19 protein-coding genes are annotated in these 16,966 nt (G+C 51.2%); 10 read left to right on the top strand and 9 right to left on the bottom strand.

Annotated features, from left to right (window positions below):
• Nucleotides 1-68: 68 nt before the first annotated feature.
• The 4 genes from OCU43_RS08705 to OCU43_RS08690 form a co-directional block, all read right to left on the bottom strand.
• On the bottom strand, nucleotides 69-1,631 hold the full coding sequence (locus OCU43_RS08705) for a SulP family inorganic anion transporter (RefSeq protein WP_091353531.1): 1,563 nt from the start codon (nucleotides 1,629-1,631) through the stop codon (nucleotides 69-71).
• 79 nt (nucleotides 1,632-1,710) lie between these two features.
• The gene (locus OCU43_RS08700) at nucleotides 1,711-2,331 is read right to left on the bottom strand and encodes a nucleoside deaminase (RefSeq protein WP_091353528.1); all 621 of its coding nucleotides are present in this window, start codon (nucleotides 2,329-2,331) and stop codon (nucleotides 1,711-1,713) included.
• 39 nt (nucleotides 2,332-2,370) lie between these two features.
• Nucleotides 2,371-3,447, bottom strand: coding sequence for a DNA polymerase IV (gene dinB, locus OCU43_RS08695; protein WP_376787866.1), 1,077 nt, complete (start codon nucleotides 3,445-3,447; stop codon nucleotides 2,371-2,373).
• Between the two features lie 66 nt (nucleotides 3,448-3,513).
• On the bottom strand, nucleotides 3,514-3,801 hold the full coding sequence (locus tag OCU43_RS08690) for a helix-turn-helix domain-containing protein (protein WP_091353522.1): 288 nt from the start codon (nucleotides 3,799-3,801) through the stop codon (nucleotides 3,514-3,516).
• Between the two features lie 200 nt (nucleotides 3,802-4,001).
• On the opposite strand from OCU43_RS08690, the gene OCU43_RS08685 reads away from it, so the two are divergent.
• The 4 genes from OCU43_RS08685 to OCU43_RS08670 all read left to right on the top strand — a co-directional run bounded on the left by OCU43_RS08685 (nucleotide 4,002) and on the right by OCU43_RS08670 (nucleotide 7,573).
• Nucleotides 4,002-4,190: a hypothetical protein gene (locus OCU43_RS08685; RefSeq protein ID WP_091353519.1), complete on the top strand. Its 189-nt coding sequence runs from the start codon at nucleotides 4,002-4,004 to the stop codon at nucleotides 4,188-4,190.
• 132 nt (nucleotides 4,191-4,322) lie between these two features.
• Nucleotides 4,323-6,038: a bifunctional ornithine lipid synthase OlsF gene (olsF, locus tag OCU43_RS08680; RefSeq protein ID WP_091353516.1), complete on the top strand. Its 1,716-nt coding sequence runs from the start codon at nucleotides 4,323-4,325 to the stop codon at nucleotides 6,036-6,038.
• Nucleotides 6,039-6,143: 105 nt separating this feature from the next.
• Nucleotides 6,144-6,842, top strand: coding sequence for a hypothetical protein (locus OCU43_RS08675; RefSeq protein WP_091353513.1), 699 nt, complete (start codon nucleotides 6,144-6,146; stop codon nucleotides 6,840-6,842).
• 14 nt (nucleotides 6,843-6,856) lie between these two features.
• Nucleotides 6,857-7,573 carry a DnaJ domain-containing protein gene (locus OCU43_RS08670; RefSeq protein ID WP_091353511.1) on the top strand — a complete coding sequence of 239 codons (717 nt, stop codon included), beginning with the start codon at nucleotides 6,857-6,859 and terminating at the stop codon, nucleotides 7,571-7,573.
• Nucleotides 7,574-7,587: 14 nt separating this feature from the next.
• On the opposite strand, the gene OCU43_RS08665 is transcribed toward OCU43_RS08670, so the two are convergent.
• Nucleotides 7,588-8,832 (bottom strand): hypothetical protein, encoded by a 1,245-nt coding sequence (locus tag OCU43_RS08665; protein WP_139203122.1) that lies wholly within the window; start codon nucleotides 8,830-8,832, stop codon nucleotides 7,588-7,590.
• 304 nt (nucleotides 8,833-9,136) lie between these two features.
• On the opposite strand from OCU43_RS08665, the gene OCU43_RS08660 reads away from it, so the two are divergent.
• The 5 genes from OCU43_RS08660 (at nucleotide 9,137) to OCU43_RS08640 (ending at nucleotide 13,833) form a co-directional block, all read left to right on the top strand.
• Nucleotides 9,137-9,931: a fumarylacetoacetate hydrolase family protein gene (locus tag OCU43_RS08660; RefSeq protein ID WP_338024138.1), complete on the top strand. Its 795-nt coding sequence runs from the start codon at nucleotides 9,137-9,139 to the stop codon at nucleotides 9,929-9,931.
• Nucleotides 9,932-10,137: 206 nt separating this feature from the next.
• Nucleotides 10,138-10,503 carry an EF-hand domain-containing protein gene (locus OCU43_RS08655; protein WP_139203121.1) on the top strand — a complete coding sequence of 122 codons (366 nt, stop codon included), beginning with the start codon at nucleotides 10,138-10,140 and terminating at the stop codon, nucleotides 10,501-10,503.
• Nucleotides 10,504-10,543: 40 nt separating this feature from the next.
• Nucleotides 10,544-11,965, top strand: coding sequence for a sensor histidine kinase (locus OCU43_RS08650; protein ID WP_139203120.1), 1,422 nt, complete (start codon nucleotides 10,544-10,546; stop codon nucleotides 11,963-11,965).
• Nucleotides 11,958-12,437 carry a hypothetical protein gene (locus tag OCU43_RS08645; protein ID WP_091353494.1) on the top strand — a complete coding sequence of 160 codons (480 nt, stop codon included), beginning with the start codon at nucleotides 11,958-11,960 and terminating at the stop codon, nucleotides 12,435-12,437. Before OCU43_RS08650 ends, OCU43_RS08645 begins: the two co-directional genes overlap by 8 nt.
• A gap of 22 nt (nucleotides 12,438-12,459) precedes the next feature.
• Nucleotides 12,460-13,833 carry a sigma 54-interacting transcriptional regulator gene (locus tag OCU43_RS08640; protein WP_091353491.1) on the top strand — a complete coding sequence of 458 codons (1,374 nt, stop codon included), beginning with the start codon at nucleotides 12,460-12,462 and terminating at the stop codon, nucleotides 13,831-13,833.
• Between the two features lie 145 nt (nucleotides 13,834-13,978).
• On the opposite strand, the gene ybaK is transcribed toward OCU43_RS08640, so the two are convergent.
• From ybaK to OCU43_RS08620, 4 genes are all read right to left on the bottom strand, one after another.
• A complete protein-coding gene (gene ybaK, locus OCU43_RS08635) occupies nucleotides 13,979-14,452 on the bottom strand; it encodes a Cys-tRNA(Pro) deacylase (RefSeq protein WP_091353490.1) in 474 nt (157 codons plus the stop codon).
• A gap of 8 nt (nucleotides 14,453-14,460) precedes the next feature.
• Entirely contained in the window at nucleotides 14,461-15,039 is a 579-nt protein-coding gene (locus OCU43_RS08630) for a hypothetical protein (protein ID WP_091353487.1), read from the bottom strand.
• Nucleotides 15,040-15,052: 13 nt separating this feature from the next.
• Nucleotides 15,053-15,592: a BPSL1445 family SYLF domain-containing lipoprotein gene (locus tag OCU43_RS08625; protein ID WP_175483418.1), complete on the bottom strand. Its 540-nt coding sequence runs from the start codon at nucleotides 15,590-15,592 to the stop codon at nucleotides 15,053-15,055.
• 104 nt (nucleotides 15,593-15,696) lie between these two features.
• The gene (locus OCU43_RS08620) at nucleotides 15,697-15,918 is read right to left on the bottom strand and encodes a DUF3820 family protein (RefSeq protein WP_091353483.1); all 222 of its coding nucleotides are present in this window, start codon (nucleotides 15,916-15,918) and stop codon (nucleotides 15,697-15,699) included.
• Between the two features lie 156 nt (nucleotides 15,919-16,074).
• Between OCU43_RS08620 and OCU43_RS08615 the strand changes: the two genes are divergently transcribed.
• Nucleotides 16,075-16,959 (top strand): MOSC domain-containing protein, encoded by an 885-nt coding sequence (locus tag OCU43_RS08615; RefSeq protein ID WP_091353480.1) that lies wholly within the window; start codon nucleotides 16,075-16,077, stop codon nucleotides 16,957-16,959.
• Nucleotides 16,960-16,966 lie beyond the last annotated feature (7 nt).

Genomic DNA, 16,966 nt, shown 5'->3' with positions numbered 1-16,966 from the left:
TCTCAAATCCACTTAAAGTAAAAACCGCGACTATTGTCGCGGGTTTTCAGGAGATAACAAGTGGCAGATCATCCCAGCTTGTCATCAGCCACTTTGTAGTCGGGGTCTTCTTCCCGGTTGATCTCAACAGCACTGCCCGCCTTTTCAAGCAGACGGATACACTCATTACTCAGATGGCGAATATGGATATCGATACCAGCCTTCTCATATCGCTCCACCAGCGAATCGATCACCTCAACACCGGAATGATCCATTACCCGGCAGTTTGCGAAATCGATAATCACCTCCTGAGGATCAAACTTAGGGGTGAAATTATCCCGGAACGCCTGAACAGAACCGAAGAATAATGGCCCATGGGGCTTATAAACCTTGAGGAAGCCGTTCTGTTCAATACTGGTATCGATGCGCATATGCTTGGCGTGCTTCCAGGCAAATACCAGGGCTGACACAATCACGCCGACAATCACTGCAATCGCCAGATCGGTAAGCACTGTCACCACCGTCACCGTCACTACCACAATGGCATCAGAGGGTGGAATCTTACGCATCAGGTTGATACTGGCCCATTCAAAGGTACCAATCACCACGATAAACATCACCCCGACCAGTGCCGCCACCGGTATCATCTCAATCCAGCTTGACCCCACCAGAATGAAGAGCAGCAGGAACAGAGCCGCAGAGATACCTGAGGCCCGGCCAGTACCACCAGAACCGATATTGATCATACTCTGACCGATCATAGCGCAGCCGCCCATTCCGCCAAAGAAACCGGTGACCACATTGGCCACCCCCTGGCCGACACACTCTCTGTTACCACGACCCCGGGTTTCGGTGATCTCATCGATCAGTGTCAGCGTCAGTAGCGATTCGATCAGACCGATGGCAGCCAGAATCAATGCATAGGGCACGATCACTTTCAGGGTTTCTGCGTTGATATCCACCATGGGGATATGAAACTGTGGCAAACCACCCGCAATGCTTGCCGCGGGATTACCGGTCATATCCGCGAGCACATCCTGCACGCTACGGGCAGAATCAATATCCAGACCGATCACGACGCCGGTGACAACCAGAATCGCCACCAGCGTTGAGGGCACGGCGTTGGTTAACTTGGGCAAAAAATGGATAATTGCCATTGTCAGCACCACCAGACCCAGCATGATAGCCAGTTGCTGTCCCTGCATCCATCCCAGCACCCCGTCTGCATCGGCAACCTGAAACTGCTTCAGCTGAGCCAGAAAAATAACGATCGCCAGGCCGTTTACAAACCCCAGCATGACCGGATGGGGCACCATGCGGATAAATTTCCCCAAACGAAAAGTACCCGCGAGAATCTGAAAAATTCCCATCAACACCACGGTGGCAAACAGATACTCGATGCCATGTTCCGCTACCAGACTGACCATCACCACTGCCAGCGCTCCGGTTGCACCAGAGATCATCCCAGGCCGCCCGCCGATGGTTGCGGTGATCAGTCCCACCATGAAAGCCGCATACAGACCGACCAGGGGTTCAACCCCGGCAACAAAAGCAAAAGCCACGGCTTCCGGCACCAGCGCAAGCGCCACGGTCAGACCAGACAAGACATCGGATTTCATGCTTTGAGAACGTTTATAAATCAACTGCAGCATAGGAGAACACTTTTCCTGATTTTGAGAGCGGACGGAAAAAAAGCGCGATTATAGCATTGTGCATTTGCACAAAACAGGTTTAGGGACGGATATGCTTTAAAAGCTTCTCTCGCAATACAGGAAGGTTGGCTGAACTGATATCGGTAGCGAGCTGACGTACCGGTTCTGAAACATGGGCCTGATAGTGGGTTTGTAGCTGAGACAGGTTTCGCCAGGCTGGCGGCAGCTTATCAACACAGTGCAACATCCCGCCGTGCGAATCCGCTGCAATATACCGCACTGAACCAATACCGGATAACAGCAGCCGCGCCAGACACATCGGACAGGGTTCCAGAGAGACCAGCATTGTCAGCTGTTGAGGCAGATGTGCTATCAGGTTATCTTCCAACTGATCGATCAGCAGCATCTCAGCATGGGCCCTGCTGCTAAAACCCTGGCGACTGCGATCACTGCTGTCATGTGCGGCACTGAATACCTGGTTTTCCGACTGAGCCACCACTTCTCCCTGGGGATCCGTCAGAATCGCAGCCACACCATAGTTCCCCTGCTCTAATGCATCCAGCGCCAGACGGCAACAGTAAAGCGCATGGTGATCATCGCGAAACGCCGGATCGGCATGCAGTTGCTCCAGGCGACCAATCAATGGCGCGGTAAACATTGTGCCGGATGAAACCAGGCCTTCCTCGTCTGCCTTAGCCATCTGAGTCTCCTCCAAGCCTGTGATATTAAGCCAGTGATATTATTCGATCAGCTTCAGCTGGACCGCCATTTGCGAATTCTTTGGTTTCAGGCGATAACCCACACCAATCAGCCGCACCGCTTTCTTGCCCCGTTCCCAGGCTTCACGGCACAGATGCTGATAGAGCGCCAACGAGCACTCAGTGCCACTCTGCTCCATTGTAGTCTGGGTAAAGTCGGCAAACTTCAGTTTAATCACCCCGCCCGCTATCTCCCGCTGATCTGAATGCCGCTTAAAGCGTGATTCAAGCTCATTCAGCATCACTGGCAACTGTTCCAGACAACTGGCTATGTCGGGCAGGTCAGCAGAGAATGTGTGTTCGACACTGATCGACTTACGCTCTCTGCTGGTTCGTACAGGGCGATCATCCTCACCCCGGCTCAACTCATAGAGCCGCTTACCAAAGCGGCCAAAACGATCGACCAACTGGGCCATACTCAACGCTCGCAGATCAGCACAGGTCTCGATCCCCATCTGCTGTAACTTCGCTGAAGTGACCTTTCCCACACCATAGATTTTCTTCACCGGAAGCTGCAGCACAAAAGATTCCAACTGATCGGGTGTAATCACACAGAGACCATCCGGCTTATTCCAGTCACTGGCAATCTTGGCGATAAACTTATTTGGTGCAACACCGGCGGAGATGGTGATGCCAACGGTGTCCTTAACCCGCTGGCGGATCTCCCGGGCGATCAGGGTAGCACTCCCCCCCTTTAGCGTTGTCCCAGTCACATCAAGATAGGCTTCATCCAGCGACAATGGCTCTATCACATCAGTATAGTCCTCATAGATCGCCATAATAGCAGCGGAGGCCTGACGGTATTTTTCCATATTGCCGGGAATAACCTTCAGCGCGGGGCATAACTTGAGCGCGTGGGCAGTTGCCATAGCGGAGTGAATACCAAATTTCCGGGCGGGATAGTTACAGGTAGAGATCACTCCCCGACGCTCAGAGGAGCCACCGATAGCCAGCGGAATCTCTCTGAGCGAGGGGTCGTCGCGCATCTCTACGGCTGCAAAGAAGCAATCACAGTCGCAATGGATAATTTTTCGTTGAAGTGTCTCTGTCACTGCCAGGCCCGGATTAACGCGGTTAGAATGCGTTTTCCTAAGCCTACTACGAAATACTGTACAAAAAAACAGTTAATTAAAGTTCAGCGTACTCTTCACATCATCGATATTCTGACTCAACCAGTCCGGATTAATTGCGCCCCAGTGGTCGATAACATAATAACCATCATTATTGCGTCGACCATCCTGCTTGAAGTAGATATTAACCCCCATACCGGGAATCGCTTTAATAACATCCTGGATGGTACGTCTGGGCCAGCCTGTTTTCTCCATCAGGACAGGTACGCTGGGGCGATCAACAGTGGTAATAAGATGGGAGATGAAAAGCCGACGAGCAAATGTCGTATTAAGGTTGTCCATAATGCGTCTATTCCCTTAGATGTGCGTGAAGCTTAAAAATTTCAGCTGCTAATTTAGAAGATTAACGGGCTTAACGTCAAGAAAACAACCAGAAAAACCTCTGCCTCCGTCAACAACAGGTGCGATAGCAAATCATTCGGAACTCGAATTTGCGAAAAAATCTTCTAAGCTGAAGGAGTAATACAAAAAGGGCCCTATAGATGGAAACAGATCATACCAATAGCCACGAACAACCAAAACGAATAATACCCGAGCGAAGATCGGGTAAGGACCGTCGACGCACTCTTGACCGGCGCGATGAGATCCGTTTTGAAGCGAATCGGCGTAAGAATCATGGCCGCAGGACAGAAGACCGCGACCTCTGGAAGGAGTCTCTTGAGTTCGACTAGTGCGCCCCATAATCTGAACTGAATACCATCGACCTGATCGGCTGTAACCAGATAGTCACCTTTCTGCCAACCAACTGTCACGAAGATCACATAACTTGCACATGTGAACAGTTATAGGAAAGGTCAGACAACGTGATCAACGTCGAACAGGTCATCACCGAAAAATATCCCTCATTTGCCTCAAAACCCGCGCTTATCCGAAAAACAGCGCTGTTTATGCTGCGCCGCTTGTTCCATGAGCATGAGGTGAATACATTTCTTGAGGAAAACCATAACTGCCAGGGGTTCGAGTTTATAGACCGGGTACTGGACTACTTTAGTTTCACCTACAGCCTGTCCAATAAAGATCTGATGAATATTCCCTCCAGTGGCCGGGTGCTGATTATTGCTAACCACCCCCTGGGCGCTCTGGACGGTCTGGCACTGCTAAAAATGATTGGCGAGATCCGCAAGGATGTACGTATTGTTGCCAACGATATGCTGTCATCCTTTTCACAGTTAAACCCTCTGCTGCTACCAGTCGACAACCTTAACCGGGCAACCCGCAAACAGGATATTGCCAATATCAACAACGCCCTGCATAACGAGGAAGCGGTGATTGTGTTTCCGGCGGGAGAGGTGTCCCGGGCAGGAGCCACGGGCATAAAAGACAGCAACTGGAATCAGGGCTTTCTGCACTTTGCCAAAAAGACTAACAGCCCTATCCTGCCAATTTTCATCGGCGGCAAGAACTCCTCACTGTTCTATACCATCTCCGGTATCAACCGGGCACTGGCGGCACTTCTGCTGCCAAGAGAGATGTTTAACAAACACGCCATGAATCTCAAGTTTAAAGTGGGCGAACCGATCCCCTACAGCCAACTGGATAAACTCCCGGTGTCCGGGGTGGAAAAGAGCAAGATGGTACGCAAACACCTGTACCGTCTGGCCAGAGGCAAGAGCCCACTGTTCAAAACTGAAAAGACCATTGCCCATCCACAGGACCGTAAAGCGCTGAAAAAAGAGCTCAAGCAATCCGAACTGCTGGGGGAGACCGCAGACGGCAAGCGCATCTATCTGTTCGATTATCAGGCCGATTCAGCCGTCATGCGTGAAGTCGGCCGGCTTCGGGAAGTCTCATTCCGCTGTGTCGGCGAAGGTACCGGAGAAAAGCTCGATCTGGATCGCTACGACTCCCACTATCGCCACCTGATCCTCTGGGATGAAGAGGAGCTGGAGATCGTCGGCGCTTACCGCCTGGCGGAGGCCTGGAAGATGAATAACAGTGAAGATGATCAGCTGTACAGCTCGACGCTGTTTAATTACAGTCCCGCTATGCAGCAATTTTTCGAACAGGGTATCGAGCTGGGACGTAGCTTTGTACAGCCTAAGTACTGGGGCAAACGCAGCCTTGATTACCTTTGGTATGGCATCGGTGCCTATCTTAAACGTCACCCCGAAGTCCGCTATATGTTTGGTCCGGTAAGCCTGAGTAACAGCTATCCACAACACGCCAGGGATCTGCTGGTGTTTTTCTACAGTCTGTATTTTCCAGATCGGGATAACCTGGGAAAGTCGTTCACCCCCTACTCACTGAAACCCGAGACCATCGCCGATCTGCAAAAACTTTTCAGCGGCAGCAACTATAAAGAGGATTTCAAAACACTGAAGCAGCAGATGGATTGCCTCAACTGCGCGGTCCCTACCCTCTACAAGCAGTATGCCGATGTCTGTGAAGAGGGCGGCGTTCGCTTCCTCGATTTTGGCGTTGATGCCGACTTTAATTTCTGTGTAGATGGGCTGGTTCTGGTGGATATGGATTACCTTAAAGCGAAAAAAAGAGCCCGTTATATTGGTGATATCAACTAACCCATTCGATATTCAATACAACAAGGGGCTGCAAGGCCCCTTTTTTTCTGCCAGACTTTCAGGGAGAACAGCGTTATTCGATCAAAACATCAGGTTTGACACTATATGAGAGAAAAACACCCTCTGACTACGGTTTCCAGTGATCAGGATATTGAAGAGTTTCTGCAACAGGCACAACAACTCGCCGTGCCTGCCGCCGGTGATGCCCGGCTTATCTTCTCTCTGGATGCCACCGCCAGTCGCGAAAGGACCTGGGATCATGCCTGTCATCTGCAAAGTGAGATGTTTCTGCAAACCCGGGAGCTGGGACAGCTTTCGATCCAGCTATGCCACTATGGCGGAATGAACCAGTTCAGCGCCAGTCCCTGGCTGCAGGATACCAACAGTCTGCTCAACCGTATGAACGGTGTTAAGTGCCTCGGAGGCCATACCCAGATAGCCCGACTGCTGGAACACTGTCTGAAACAGACCCGGCAGCAACCGGTTCAGGCGATCATTTTTATCGGAGACTGCGTTGAAGAACCGGTAGACTTTCTCTGTCAGTTGGCGGGCCAGCTCGGTATCCACTCGACCCCTCTGTTTATTTTTCAGGAGGGACATGACATCACCGCCGCCCATGCTTTTAAACAGATGAGCAGGTTATCAGGCGGCGCATATTGCCGTTTTGATAATAGCAGTGCAGCCACCCTGAAAGCACTGCTCAGTGCAGTAGCGATATATGCCACCGGAGGACGTCGGGCCCTGCTCGAATATGCCAAAAAAGGCCACCCCGATATACTGCAACTCACCCACCAGCTTAAATAGCAAGGATCAGCCTCTTGAACCCAATCGTTCTTATACTGCTCGGATTAATCCTGTTGGGCTGGATTCTCTGGTTGCGCCGCAAATCCCCTGCGGATCAGCGCAAAGCCAACCTGATGCTGCTGGCAGGGGTTATCATGGCAGCACTCCTCTATCTGCTGGTCACGGGAAAGCTTAACTGGATTGCGGCGCTGGTGGCTATCTCCCTGCCATTCGTCCGCCGTTTTATTCCCCTGTTTCCTCTGCTGGGAAAACTCTTCCGGCACTACCAATCTAAACAGCAGGGTGGCGCCAACCGTTCTGAAGTCAACAGCCGTATTCTGAAGATGCGGCTGGATCACGATAGCGGCTCCCTTGAGGGGGAAGTCATTGAAGGCCCTCTGCAGGGCAGACAACTGGCAACCCTGAGTGAGTCGGAGTTTATCGAACTACTCAACTACTGCCGTAAAACCGATAAGCAGTCTGCCCGCTTGCTTGAGACCTATCTGGACAAGCGTTTTGGCGATAGCTGGCGCAAAGATGACACCGCAGACCAGAACAGCAACAACTCGGAACTATCAGAGAGTGACAGGGCGTACCAGATTCTTGGGCTTGAGCCGGGTGCTTCAAAAGAAGAGGTGATTGAGGCGCACCGCCGACTGATGCAAAAGCTTCACCCTGACCGCGGCGGCAGCGATTATCTGGCAGCAGAGATCAACCAGGCCAAAGACCTGCTACTGAAGCTATTATCCTGAATCGCCAGAGCCACTTATTCAGCGCCTGCGGCAGCGTCATTAACAATAATCTCATGCAACAGCTCATCATCAATATCAGCGGCCTGCACCTGAGGACTGGTCAGCAGCGACGGTTTCACTGTTGACTGAGTCTCTGGCGACTGCATCAGGGATGACGAAGCCTGATGCTGCTCACCGGACGCTGTTTCAGGCACCATATAGTCAGTGGAAGCACCCGGCTCAATGCCTTTCGCTGTGGCTGGCAGATTACTCAGCAGCTGACCACCACTGAGCCCGGAAGGCCGCCACAATTTAAATGTCGCCCCATAGCTGACCAGATGTTCTGAACCGGTTTGCAATACCAACTGGCCATCGGCTTCCCGACTGAACAACATCAGGTATTCCTGCTGGGCTGCGTCGCGCATACTGAATATCAGCTTACCCGATTGCAGATACTGCCAACGGCCTCGCTCCGCCACGGTTTTGCCCCCGGCATCCCGGGTTACCAGCTGTACCCGCTGATCCGCAGAAAGCTTAAACATCACCTGCGCCCTGCCCGGTGGCTGATACCAGTAAAAGCCGTAGATCTCACTACTGACAGGATGCCCTTTTCTGGCACAGCCCCTGTAGAGGCGGCCAAAAAAACGCATTTCTGCAGTAAAAGGCAACACCGTTCCGGTTGCCGCATCGTTGCAGCGACGCTGAAGAATTTTTATTTCTAGCGGTCGCTTTGTCGGCTGGGTTTCACGGTATACCGCAACAACAGCTGAATCTGGCTGCACCGCTGTGGACTCGCTGTCTTCTGCCGTGCCTCTCGAACGGGTTAATGTATCACGGTCTGCGGGGGAATCCTTTCCGGTTTCATTTGCGGTACGAAAACGATAGCTACCGGCCGGGGTGACACTCTTCACAATCACCTGATCCGCCATAATATCAGCTACCCAGACAGGGTCACTGCTGGCTGCTCTGTACTGCAAACCTTCGAGACGAAAATTACAGGTTTGCGCAGTGCCACCGACAGTCTCCACGGTTTTCACCCGCAGCATATTATCCTGTTGCGGATCAGTGCCTCCAATCAACTCGACATAAAGCGCCTCACTGCGTAACAGAGTAAACTTTCGGTAGAAAGCGGTCAGCTCCTGCTGAGCAGTGTTATCCTGAACCGGCCACCATAGCCTTTCATTGCAGGGCTGAAACCATAAAGCACCTGCCCGTTCAACCACCACTCCGGCCAGATTCTGAAGAGCGATCTGCGACGGAAAAGGCTGAGTCTTTTCCACCGCGCACCCGACCAGCGAGATTAGCGTCATAAGAACAGTTATTTTGAAGAGTTTTCGGATCATCGGTCAGGCAATTCATTGGTGAATAAGCGGCCCTTAGCATACTCTGCAACGGTCGCATCTGAAAGGGTTACTACAACTGAACTCTGTCGATAAGCTCTGCTACAATGTCCCTCCGTTTGCAGATAATCAGGAACCGCTCTTCATGAAACTCGCACGATTTCTTTATTCAGGAAAACAACAGCTTGGTATAGTAACAGAGCAACATATAACGCCTATACCCAGCACGTTATGTTCAGGCTCTATGACTGAACTACTCTGCCAACTGAATGAGTTACGGCCCCTTCTGGAAACGATTGAAGAAAGCGCCCATCAAGCACTGGATCTGGACCAGGTTACTCTGCTGGCCCCTGTACCACAGCCGGAAAAGTTTATCGGGGTAGGCCTCAACTATGCTGATCACATCGCGGAAACGGGCCTGCAAACGCCGGAGTTTCCAACCCTGTTCAATAAGCAGTCCAGCTGCGTCACCGATCCTGGTGCGCCCATCTATCGGCCCAATCTGTCCAACAAACTGGATTATGAGGGCGAGCTGGCGTTGGTGATTGGACAGTATTGTCGCAACGTGAGTGTTGCGGATGCTCCCCGGGCGATTGCCGGGTATACCATCGTCAACGATGTCTCCGTACGGGACTGGCAGATCAAATCCCCCACCTGGACTCTGGGGAAATCGTTTGACAGCCACGGCCCTATGGGCCCCTGGATTGTAACATCCGATAGCCTGGAGCCACACAACCTGGAACTCAGAACCTGGCTGAATGATGAACTCCGGCAACACTCCAACACCCGCCATCTGATCTTCAACTGCTATCAACTGGTTGCCACCCTGTCCGCCGTCTGCACCCTGAAACCCGGGGATGTGATCGCCACCGGAACCTGTAGCGGAGTCGGTGTGAAAATGAAGCCAAGGGGATATATGAAACCTGGGGATCAGGTCACCATAGAGATCGAAGGTATTGGCCGTTTAAGCAATCCGGTTCTACAGGAACCAGAGGGCAATAGTTTTATCGGCTCAGCCCCCCCTGTCTTAAATTCATAACCATCTAAGTCATTGTTTTATAAACATTTGATGAACTTTAGCTGTTTACGAGTCTCTTTTAAGAGACAATCTGCTAAAGTTAGTTCATACTATAACTGGCTGAAGGGTTCTATTTATAAAATAAGTTTTTGTTTTATATGCTATTTTAACATCAAGGCCCGGTAATTGCTTATTAGCTGTCAACTAGCAATTTCCGGGAGATAGAGATGCGCGTAGCAACTATACTATTGTCAATGACCTTCACTGCAACACTGGTCCAGGCTGAGCCTGAAAGATCATTGGAACGACTATCCAATATCGAAGTGATTGAACATATACGTTCTGAGCTTCCTAAAGATAAGACACCGGTCAAGCGAACCCGTTCACTGTCGATGTTTGAGTCGCTGGACAGGAATCGTGACAATGAGGTTTCACTGACAGAGATGCGCCGTCATCCATCATTGGTTAACAGTTTTCATAAACTGGATATCAACAATGACGGGGTTCTGAACCGGGAAGAGATTCAGCCTCTGCAGGAAGAGATCAAAGGGTTGAGGAATATTCTGACGCTGACAGCACTGAGAATTATCTGATGAGCAACAACTGTTAAGGAAACGTCACGCTATAAACAACTTGAATACTGGAAAGGTTTCTTCGCTGCAAACCCGATCATTGATGCAGCTGGTGGTTCTGGCGTTTGTTCTGGTGGTTGCACCGCTGGGAATTCTTATCTATCAGGCTACCGACTCGATGGTGACACTGTCTCGCCAGGGACGCGAGCACGCCAAAGAAGCTCTCGATTTTTTCAGCCGCAGCCAGCATCTTCGAGAGTTATCGGGAGATCTTGTCCGTTCAGCCCGACAGTATGAAGTTCTGAAAAAAAGCGAGATCGAGGAGCGTTTTCGCTCGCAGCTTTCTGAATATAAAGAGCTGCTGCAACTGCACAGTTTTCTGATCGATTCCGGTAATATTGAAACGATCTTTGCCCTGATTACTCAGCTTGAAAAGCTACCTCTGGATAAAACCACCGGAGAAAAAGTCACCGAGCTGGTGCCTCTGACCCAGACACTCTACGACGACACCCGCAAGAAGCTTGATCAGCGGCTGGAGTTTCTCAATGCCAAAGCTGAAGAGCAGCAGAATCTGCTCTGGCTACAGGCCGGTTTGCTGATAACGCTGTCCACTATTCTTATCCTGTTTTTCAGTATCAGGATAACTCAGCCAGTCAAACAGCTGATGCTGAGAATCAAAGCCTTAGGTCATGGCCAGTTAGACATGTCAGAACCCTTCAATGGGCCTAAAGAGTTTCTGGCACTGAATCAGCAACTGGAATGGCTGGAAACCCACCTGCAGCTGCTTGAGCAGGAAAAACAGGCTTTTTTACGGCATATGTCCCATGAATTAAAAACCCCCCTGACTACACTGAGAGAGGGTACGGATCTCCTGGCTGAAGAGCTTGCGGGGCCCCTGACCGAAAATCAAAAAGAAATCATCACCCTGATGCAGGAAAACAGCCTTTCTCTGCAGTCGCTGATTGAACAGCTACTGGATTACAACCGATTGCAGCACGGAGGTGAACATGAGCTTCAGACTCAACCCATCCTGCCTGTCATCAAAGAGTCTCTGTCATCCCATCAGTTGCTGCTCAAACAGAAACAGATCCAGGTCACACTGCCAAAGCAGGACATTCCCTGGGGGATCGAAAAAGGATTATTACAACGCGCTTTGAGCAACCTGATCTCCAATGCGTCGGTCTACGGTAGTGAGAATGGTCTGTTGAAGATTACCCTGACGCAAGAGGATGAAACCCTTAAAATAGAGATCGGCAATACGGGTCCAGAGATACCGGTAACAGACCTAGAACAACTTTTTGACCCCTTCTATCAGGGGGTAAACAAGCGACAGGGGTCGGTCAAAGGGTCCGGAATAGGCTTAAGCATCGCCCGGGAAGCAATCAGAGCGATGGGCGGTAATCTTGAACTTCACAGCAATCAGGATGGTTATGTTAGTTTTATGATAAGTATACCGAATCAAGGACACGCTTCAGATGAGTAAAACGCTGTTAGTTGTTTTTACAGTTATGATGCTTGGTGGCTGCCAGATAAAGCAATTTCTGCCGACGCCAGACAACGGCTTTACCTGTATCGCAGGAGATATAGGTGAATGGATGATACTGGAGCAGCAATACCAACAATCCCGGCCTGAGGGAAAAGCCGCTATGCTTAAACAAGCAGCAGATAAAGATCAGGTAATTATCCAGGCCATGCTTCTCAGTCAGCCCGATAACACTACGGCCCAGATAAAACGATCCATTGAGCTGTTTGAACAGCTTGATCTGGATAAAACACCCCAATGTGATGCAGAGCAATACCTGCTGGTGCGCTACCAGTACACCCAGGCAGTTATGACGCTACAACGTGCTCTGAATACCGCTGACCTTGAGCGCAAAGCGCTGTCCGCCGAACGGGACAAGCTCAGGCAGCAGATAGAAGCATTGACTCGCATTGAGAATGATCTGTCTCGATAGAAAGGCAGAGAGGAGAAAATCTATGAAGTCTACTCAGCAACGCATCCTTATTGTGGATGATGATCCGGGTATCCTTAAAGTTCTAAGCTTACGCCTGAGTGCCTCAGGCTTTATCATTGATACTGCTAATTCAGGCGTAGAAGCACTGAAACGGATCAAACATGAGACACCCGACCTGGTTCTGAGCGATCTGCGCATGGACGGAATGGATGGCATGGCACTGTTCTCAGCGATTCAGGAAGACCACCCGGCCCTGCCCGTAGTGATCATTACAGCTCACGGCTCTATCCCGGATGCCGTTGAAGCAACTCAGAAAGGTATTTTCGGTTTCCTGACCAAACCTATCGATAAAGAGCAACTGCTCACCACAATCAACTCGGCGCTGGATTCGGCACACGCGCAGGATGATAGCTGGCGCAGTGCTATTGTGACCCAGAGCCCGTTGATGAATGAACGTCTCAGCCAGGCTGAACGGGTTGCTAAATCCAATGTCAGCGTTCTGATCACCGGCCCCAGCGGTACCGGTAAGGAACTGATGGCAAAGGCGATCCACAATGCCAGCGACCGCTGCGACAAGCCCTTTGTAGCGATTAACTGTGGCGCACTGCCAGAGCAACTACTTGAGTCCGAGCTGTTTGGCCATGCAAAAGGGGCCTTCACCGGGGCGGTCACGCAGCATGAAGGTCTGTTTCAGTCTGCTGAAGGGGGCACGCTGTTCCTGGATGAGATTGGTGATATGCCCACGACACTCCAGGTTAAGCTGCTACGCGCCATTCAGGAGCGAACCATTCGTCCGGTGGGCTCAACCCGCTCCATCGAGATCGACGTCCGGGTAATCTCAGCAACCCACCGCAACCTGGAGCTGGCGATGGAGGATGGCGAGTTTCGCGAAGACCTCTACTACCGCCTCAATGTGGTTAACCTGGATCTGCCGCCGCTGCGGGATCGCCCTGAAGATATACCTTTGCTGGCCCGCTACTTTGTCGAGCAGTCGGCTAAACGACACAATCCTAAAGTTAAGGGAATCTCTCCCGGAGCGCTGCATATCCTTGCTCAGGCGGCCTGGCCCGGCAATGTGCGTCAACTGGAGAACGTGGTTGAGCAGACCGTCGCCCTGTCTGGCGCGCCGATCATCAGCGAAGGACTGGTCAATCAGGCGATTGCCAATCAGGACCGGGTAATCCCCTCCTTTAATGAGGCTCGATCCAGTTTTGAGAGAAGCTATCTGACCAAAGTGATGCATATCACTGCTGGCAATGTGACCCAGGCGGCCAAAATTGCCCAGCGCAACCGGACCGACTTTTATAAACTGCTGAACAAGCATAATTTAGAAGCCGCCCAGTTTAAGCCGGGACGCAAAGCTCATGAGTATATTGAGCACAAAAAAGCCGGATAACATTCTGACTGATCAAAAAAAGGCCATCTCTGATGGCCTTTTTTATTGAGCTGTCTATAACGTCAATCGCAACATCAAGCTACAACGTCAATCTGTAACGTTAAGCAGCGCAAATAGTGGCCGGCCTGGAGAGAGCTATGCCAGCCTAACGACCGATTTCCGCCATTGATCCCCGGGTCAGCTGCAACAGGTCGGCGGGACGCAACTCGATCTCCAGACCCCGTTTCCCGGCACTGACGAAGATGGTTTCAAACTGCCCGGCGGAATCATCCAGCAGGGTTGGTAACGATTTTTTCTGTCCCAGCGGGCTGATTCCTCCCACCAGATAACCGCTGCTGCGTTGCGCCTGTTGCGGATCAGCCATGCTCACTTTCTTTGTTTTTAACGCACTGGCTACCGCTTTCAGGTTCAGCTGCCCAGCCACCGGTACCACCGCAACCGCCAGCTGTCGATTATCGCCATTAACAGCCACCATCAGTGTTTTATAAACCCGTTGCGGTAAAACATTAAGTGCTTTGGCCGCTTCCTCTCCATATGATTCACAAGCAGGATCATGCTGATATTCATGGACAGTGAACTTCACTTTAGCCCGTTTGGCTAATTGAATCGCGGGGGTCATCTTAAGGCTTACTCCATAACGCCGCTGGCATCCAGTATATCAATCACATCGATCACGGTGGCATCACCCTCAAGCACTCTGATCACCTTATTGCCAAGCCGCCGGTTTTCCTCACCAGCGACCCGCCCGATAGCTCTGTCCAGATCATCAGGCAATGGTTCGGACTGACGGTAAAGTTCGCGATCAAGGCGATCACCCGGCACAACTTTACTCTCCCAGCCGGGAGGCAGGTTTCCGCCACGCTGCAGCTTCATTTCCAGTCCCTGAGGTATCGGTTTCTGCTTATCTTTTTGCGCATGTTTTGACTGATACTTACCTTGACTTCCCTGCTGACGCTCACGCTGTTCATTCTCTTCACGCTGCTGATAAAAGTTACGAATCCGATATCGCTCATCATCACTAAAGGTGCGGTGCCGCACAGTATTTTCATTCCGTTGACGGTCGTGTTGTTCGACGCTGTGCTCCTGCCGGTGATATCCCCCGGACTCGTCTCTGCCAGCACTCTCAGCTTTCTTAGCCAATACCGCGGGCGATGCGGCTATAACAGTAGCTGTCAGCAAAACACTCAATAACGGGGCTATACGCATTTTAAAAATCGTCCTATCTATCGATACGGGTTATTTTCGAACCTTCAATGCTGAGATTATACATTAACCCCTTATTGGAGAAGATAAAACCAATGATAGGCTGCTGTACTGTATTTGAGTCTATCTGCCCACCGGCTCCCACAGTCGCCAGAGCCACACTGCCATCCACCCCCGCTTCCCAGCCATCACTGTTGCGGAATTTATCCAGTGCCTCCTGACTCATAAACAGCAGTACTTCTGATTTAATCTGTGCCCCCAGCTGGAAACCGATTGAAGCGGATGCAACATTATAATAAGCGGCTGTTTTACCACCCACCCGAAGCGCACCTTCGCCATACTCTCCACCAATTCCCATGCCCGCCTTAATCACATCGGGAAATACCAAGACGCCAACCGCTTTTCTGGCCAGCTCTTTTCCCGCCGGACTATGATGATAGAACTCCTTCAACGTCTGATTAACTTTAGCGTCAATCTCCTGAGCCGACGCTGCGTTGGCACTTACCGGCAAACATGCAAGCAGTGACGAGACGAGTAAAACCGTTAAGAATTTCATCAGCATCTCCAGATTACGTTTACAGAAAGTATGAGCGACAAATGTCGGGGCAGCAACTTCACCCCGACAAGCGTAGTGGTTAGATCTGAATCAGGGTGATCATATTAATATGACGCTCTCAGGGGCCTGAGAACGTCTTCCAGACCGTTGAGTTTCACTTCATACAGAATCTGCAGCAGAATACCGATCTCCCCTTCAGGAAAGCCCTTCCCAGCAAACCACACCAGATAGGGCTCCGGCAGATCCACCAGTATCCGGCCCTTATATTTCCCAAACGGCATCTTCATATTAGCCAGCTTCTGCAGTCTTTCTGGGGTTATGTCCATCTGTGCCTCGTTTTACCCTGTTTGTCGGACTAGACTATAGCGCAAATAATCCGCGAAATAATTCCAATCATGATGTACAAGCGTTACGCTTCGCTCTGTTCAGCCATTAAATACCGCCCATGTTAACCTCCAGGACAGAAAAAGAGAGATCAAGGGATGACATTACCGCCGACTCAAGTTAAATCTTTACAAACTCAGTCTATAAAAGCTCAGCCTGATCAGCCTCAACTGACTCAGATTAGCATCTATCCGGTTAAGTCGACCGCACCGGTCGCTCTGAGCCGAAGCGCCGTTACGGATACCGGGCTGGCGTTTGACCGGCAGTTTGTGCTCTGCGATGACAACGGCAAATTTATAACCGCCAGAACTCAGCCCCGCTTACTGGGGGTTAAAACCGCTCTGCTGCCAGAGGGCATTCTGCTGACAGCACCGGGGGTTGAGCCTCTTCACCTTGAATATGCAGCCTTCAGTGGCCCCTACCACAGCATCCGCGTATGGCAGGACAGCATCGATGCGGTGTGCTGCGGTGATAAAGCTGCACAGTGGTTCAATGAATATCTGCAACGCCCCTGCAAACTCTATTTTTTTGGCCCGCAATCCAGCCGCCCGGTGAGCCGCCGACCCGGGAATCAGGTCGCCTTTGCTGATGGTTATCCGCTGCTACTGATCTCTGAAGCATCCCTGAGCGACCTCAATACACGCTGTAAAAGCACAGTACGGATGGAGCAGATGCGTCCCAACCTGGTTGTCAATAATTGCGCCCCCTACGCTGAAGATGGCTGGCAGCGGATCAGAATAGGAGAAGTCGAGTTTGAAGTCGTAAAACCCTGCGGCCGCTGTATTCTCACCACCACCGATCCGGAAACGCTGGAGCGCAACACCGACCGGGAACCTCTGAGTGTCTTAAAACAGTACCGCAGGGGCACTGACGGAGAAGCCCACTTCGGGCAAAACCTGGTGCCACTAAACCATGGTCTCATCTCGCTCAACGACCCTGTAGAAGTGCTGGAAACCTGTCAGGCACAAAGCTACGGTCAATAGCCTGAAG

Origin of the sequence: Amphritea atlantica (assembly GCF_024347255.1) — a bacterium.
GTDB classification, from domain to species: Bacteria; Pseudomonadota; Gammaproteobacteria; order Pseudomonadales; family Balneatricaceae; genus Amphritea; species Amphritea atlantica.
The sequence above is the reverse complement of the archived record's forward strand: the minus strand, read 5'-3'. Positions and strand labels throughout refer to the sequence as shown.

Excerpts from the sequence above, each read along its gene's own strand:
- OCU43_RS08705 (WP_091353531.1), bottom strand. The coding sequence starts at position 1,631 with ATGCTGCAGTTGATTTATAAACGTTCTCAAAGCATGAAATCCGATGTC.
- OCU43_RS08700 (WP_091353528.1), bottom strand. The coding sequence starts at position 2,331 with ATGGCTAAGGCAGACGAGGAAGGCCTGGTTTCATCCGGCACAATGTTT.
- OCU43_RS08690 (WP_091353522.1), bottom strand. The coding sequence starts at position 3,801 with ATGGACAACCTTAATACGACATTTGCTCGTCGGCTTTTCATCTCCCAT.
- OCU43_RS08685 (WP_091353519.1), top strand. The coding sequence starts at position 4,002 with ATGGAAACAGATCATACCAATAGCCACGAACAACCAAAACGAATAATA.
- OCU43_RS08675 (WP_091353513.1), top strand. The coding sequence starts at position 6,144 with ATGAGAGAAAAACACCCTCTGACTACGGTTTCCAGTGATCAGGATATT.
- OCU43_RS08660 (WP_338024138.1), top strand. The coding sequence starts at position 9,137 with ATGACTGAACTACTCTGCCAACTGAATGAGTTACGGCCCCTTCTGGAA.
- OCU43_RS08655 (WP_139203121.1), top strand. The coding sequence starts at position 10,138 with ATGCGCGTAGCAACTATACTATTGTCAATGACCTTCACTGCAACACTG.
- OCU43_RS08645 (WP_091353494.1), top strand. The coding sequence starts at position 11,958 with ATGAGTAAAACGCTGTTAGTTGTTTTTACAGTTATGATGCTTGGTGGC.
- OCU43_RS08640 (WP_091353491.1), top strand. The coding sequence starts at position 12,460 with ATGAAGTCTACTCAGCAACGCATCCTTATTGTGGATGATGATCCGGGT.
- ybaK (WP_091353490.1), bottom strand. The coding sequence starts at position 14,452 with ATGACCCCCGCGATTCAATTAGCCAAACGGGCTAAAGTGAAGTTCACT.
- OCU43_RS08630 (WP_091353487.1), bottom strand. The coding sequence starts at position 15,039 with ATGCGTATAGCCCCGTTATTGAGTGTTTTGCTGACAGCTACTGTTATA.
- OCU43_RS08625 (WP_175483418.1), bottom strand. The coding sequence starts at position 15,592 with ATGAAATTCTTAACGGTTTTACTCGTCTCGTCACTGCTTGCATGTTTG.
- OCU43_RS08620 (WP_091353483.1), bottom strand. The coding sequence starts at position 15,918 with ATGGACATAACCCCAGAAAGACTGCAGAAGCTGGCTAATATGAAGATG.
- OCU43_RS08615 (WP_091353480.1), top strand. The coding sequence starts at position 16,075 with ATGACATTACCGCCGACTCAAGTTAAATCTTTACAAACTCAGTCTATA.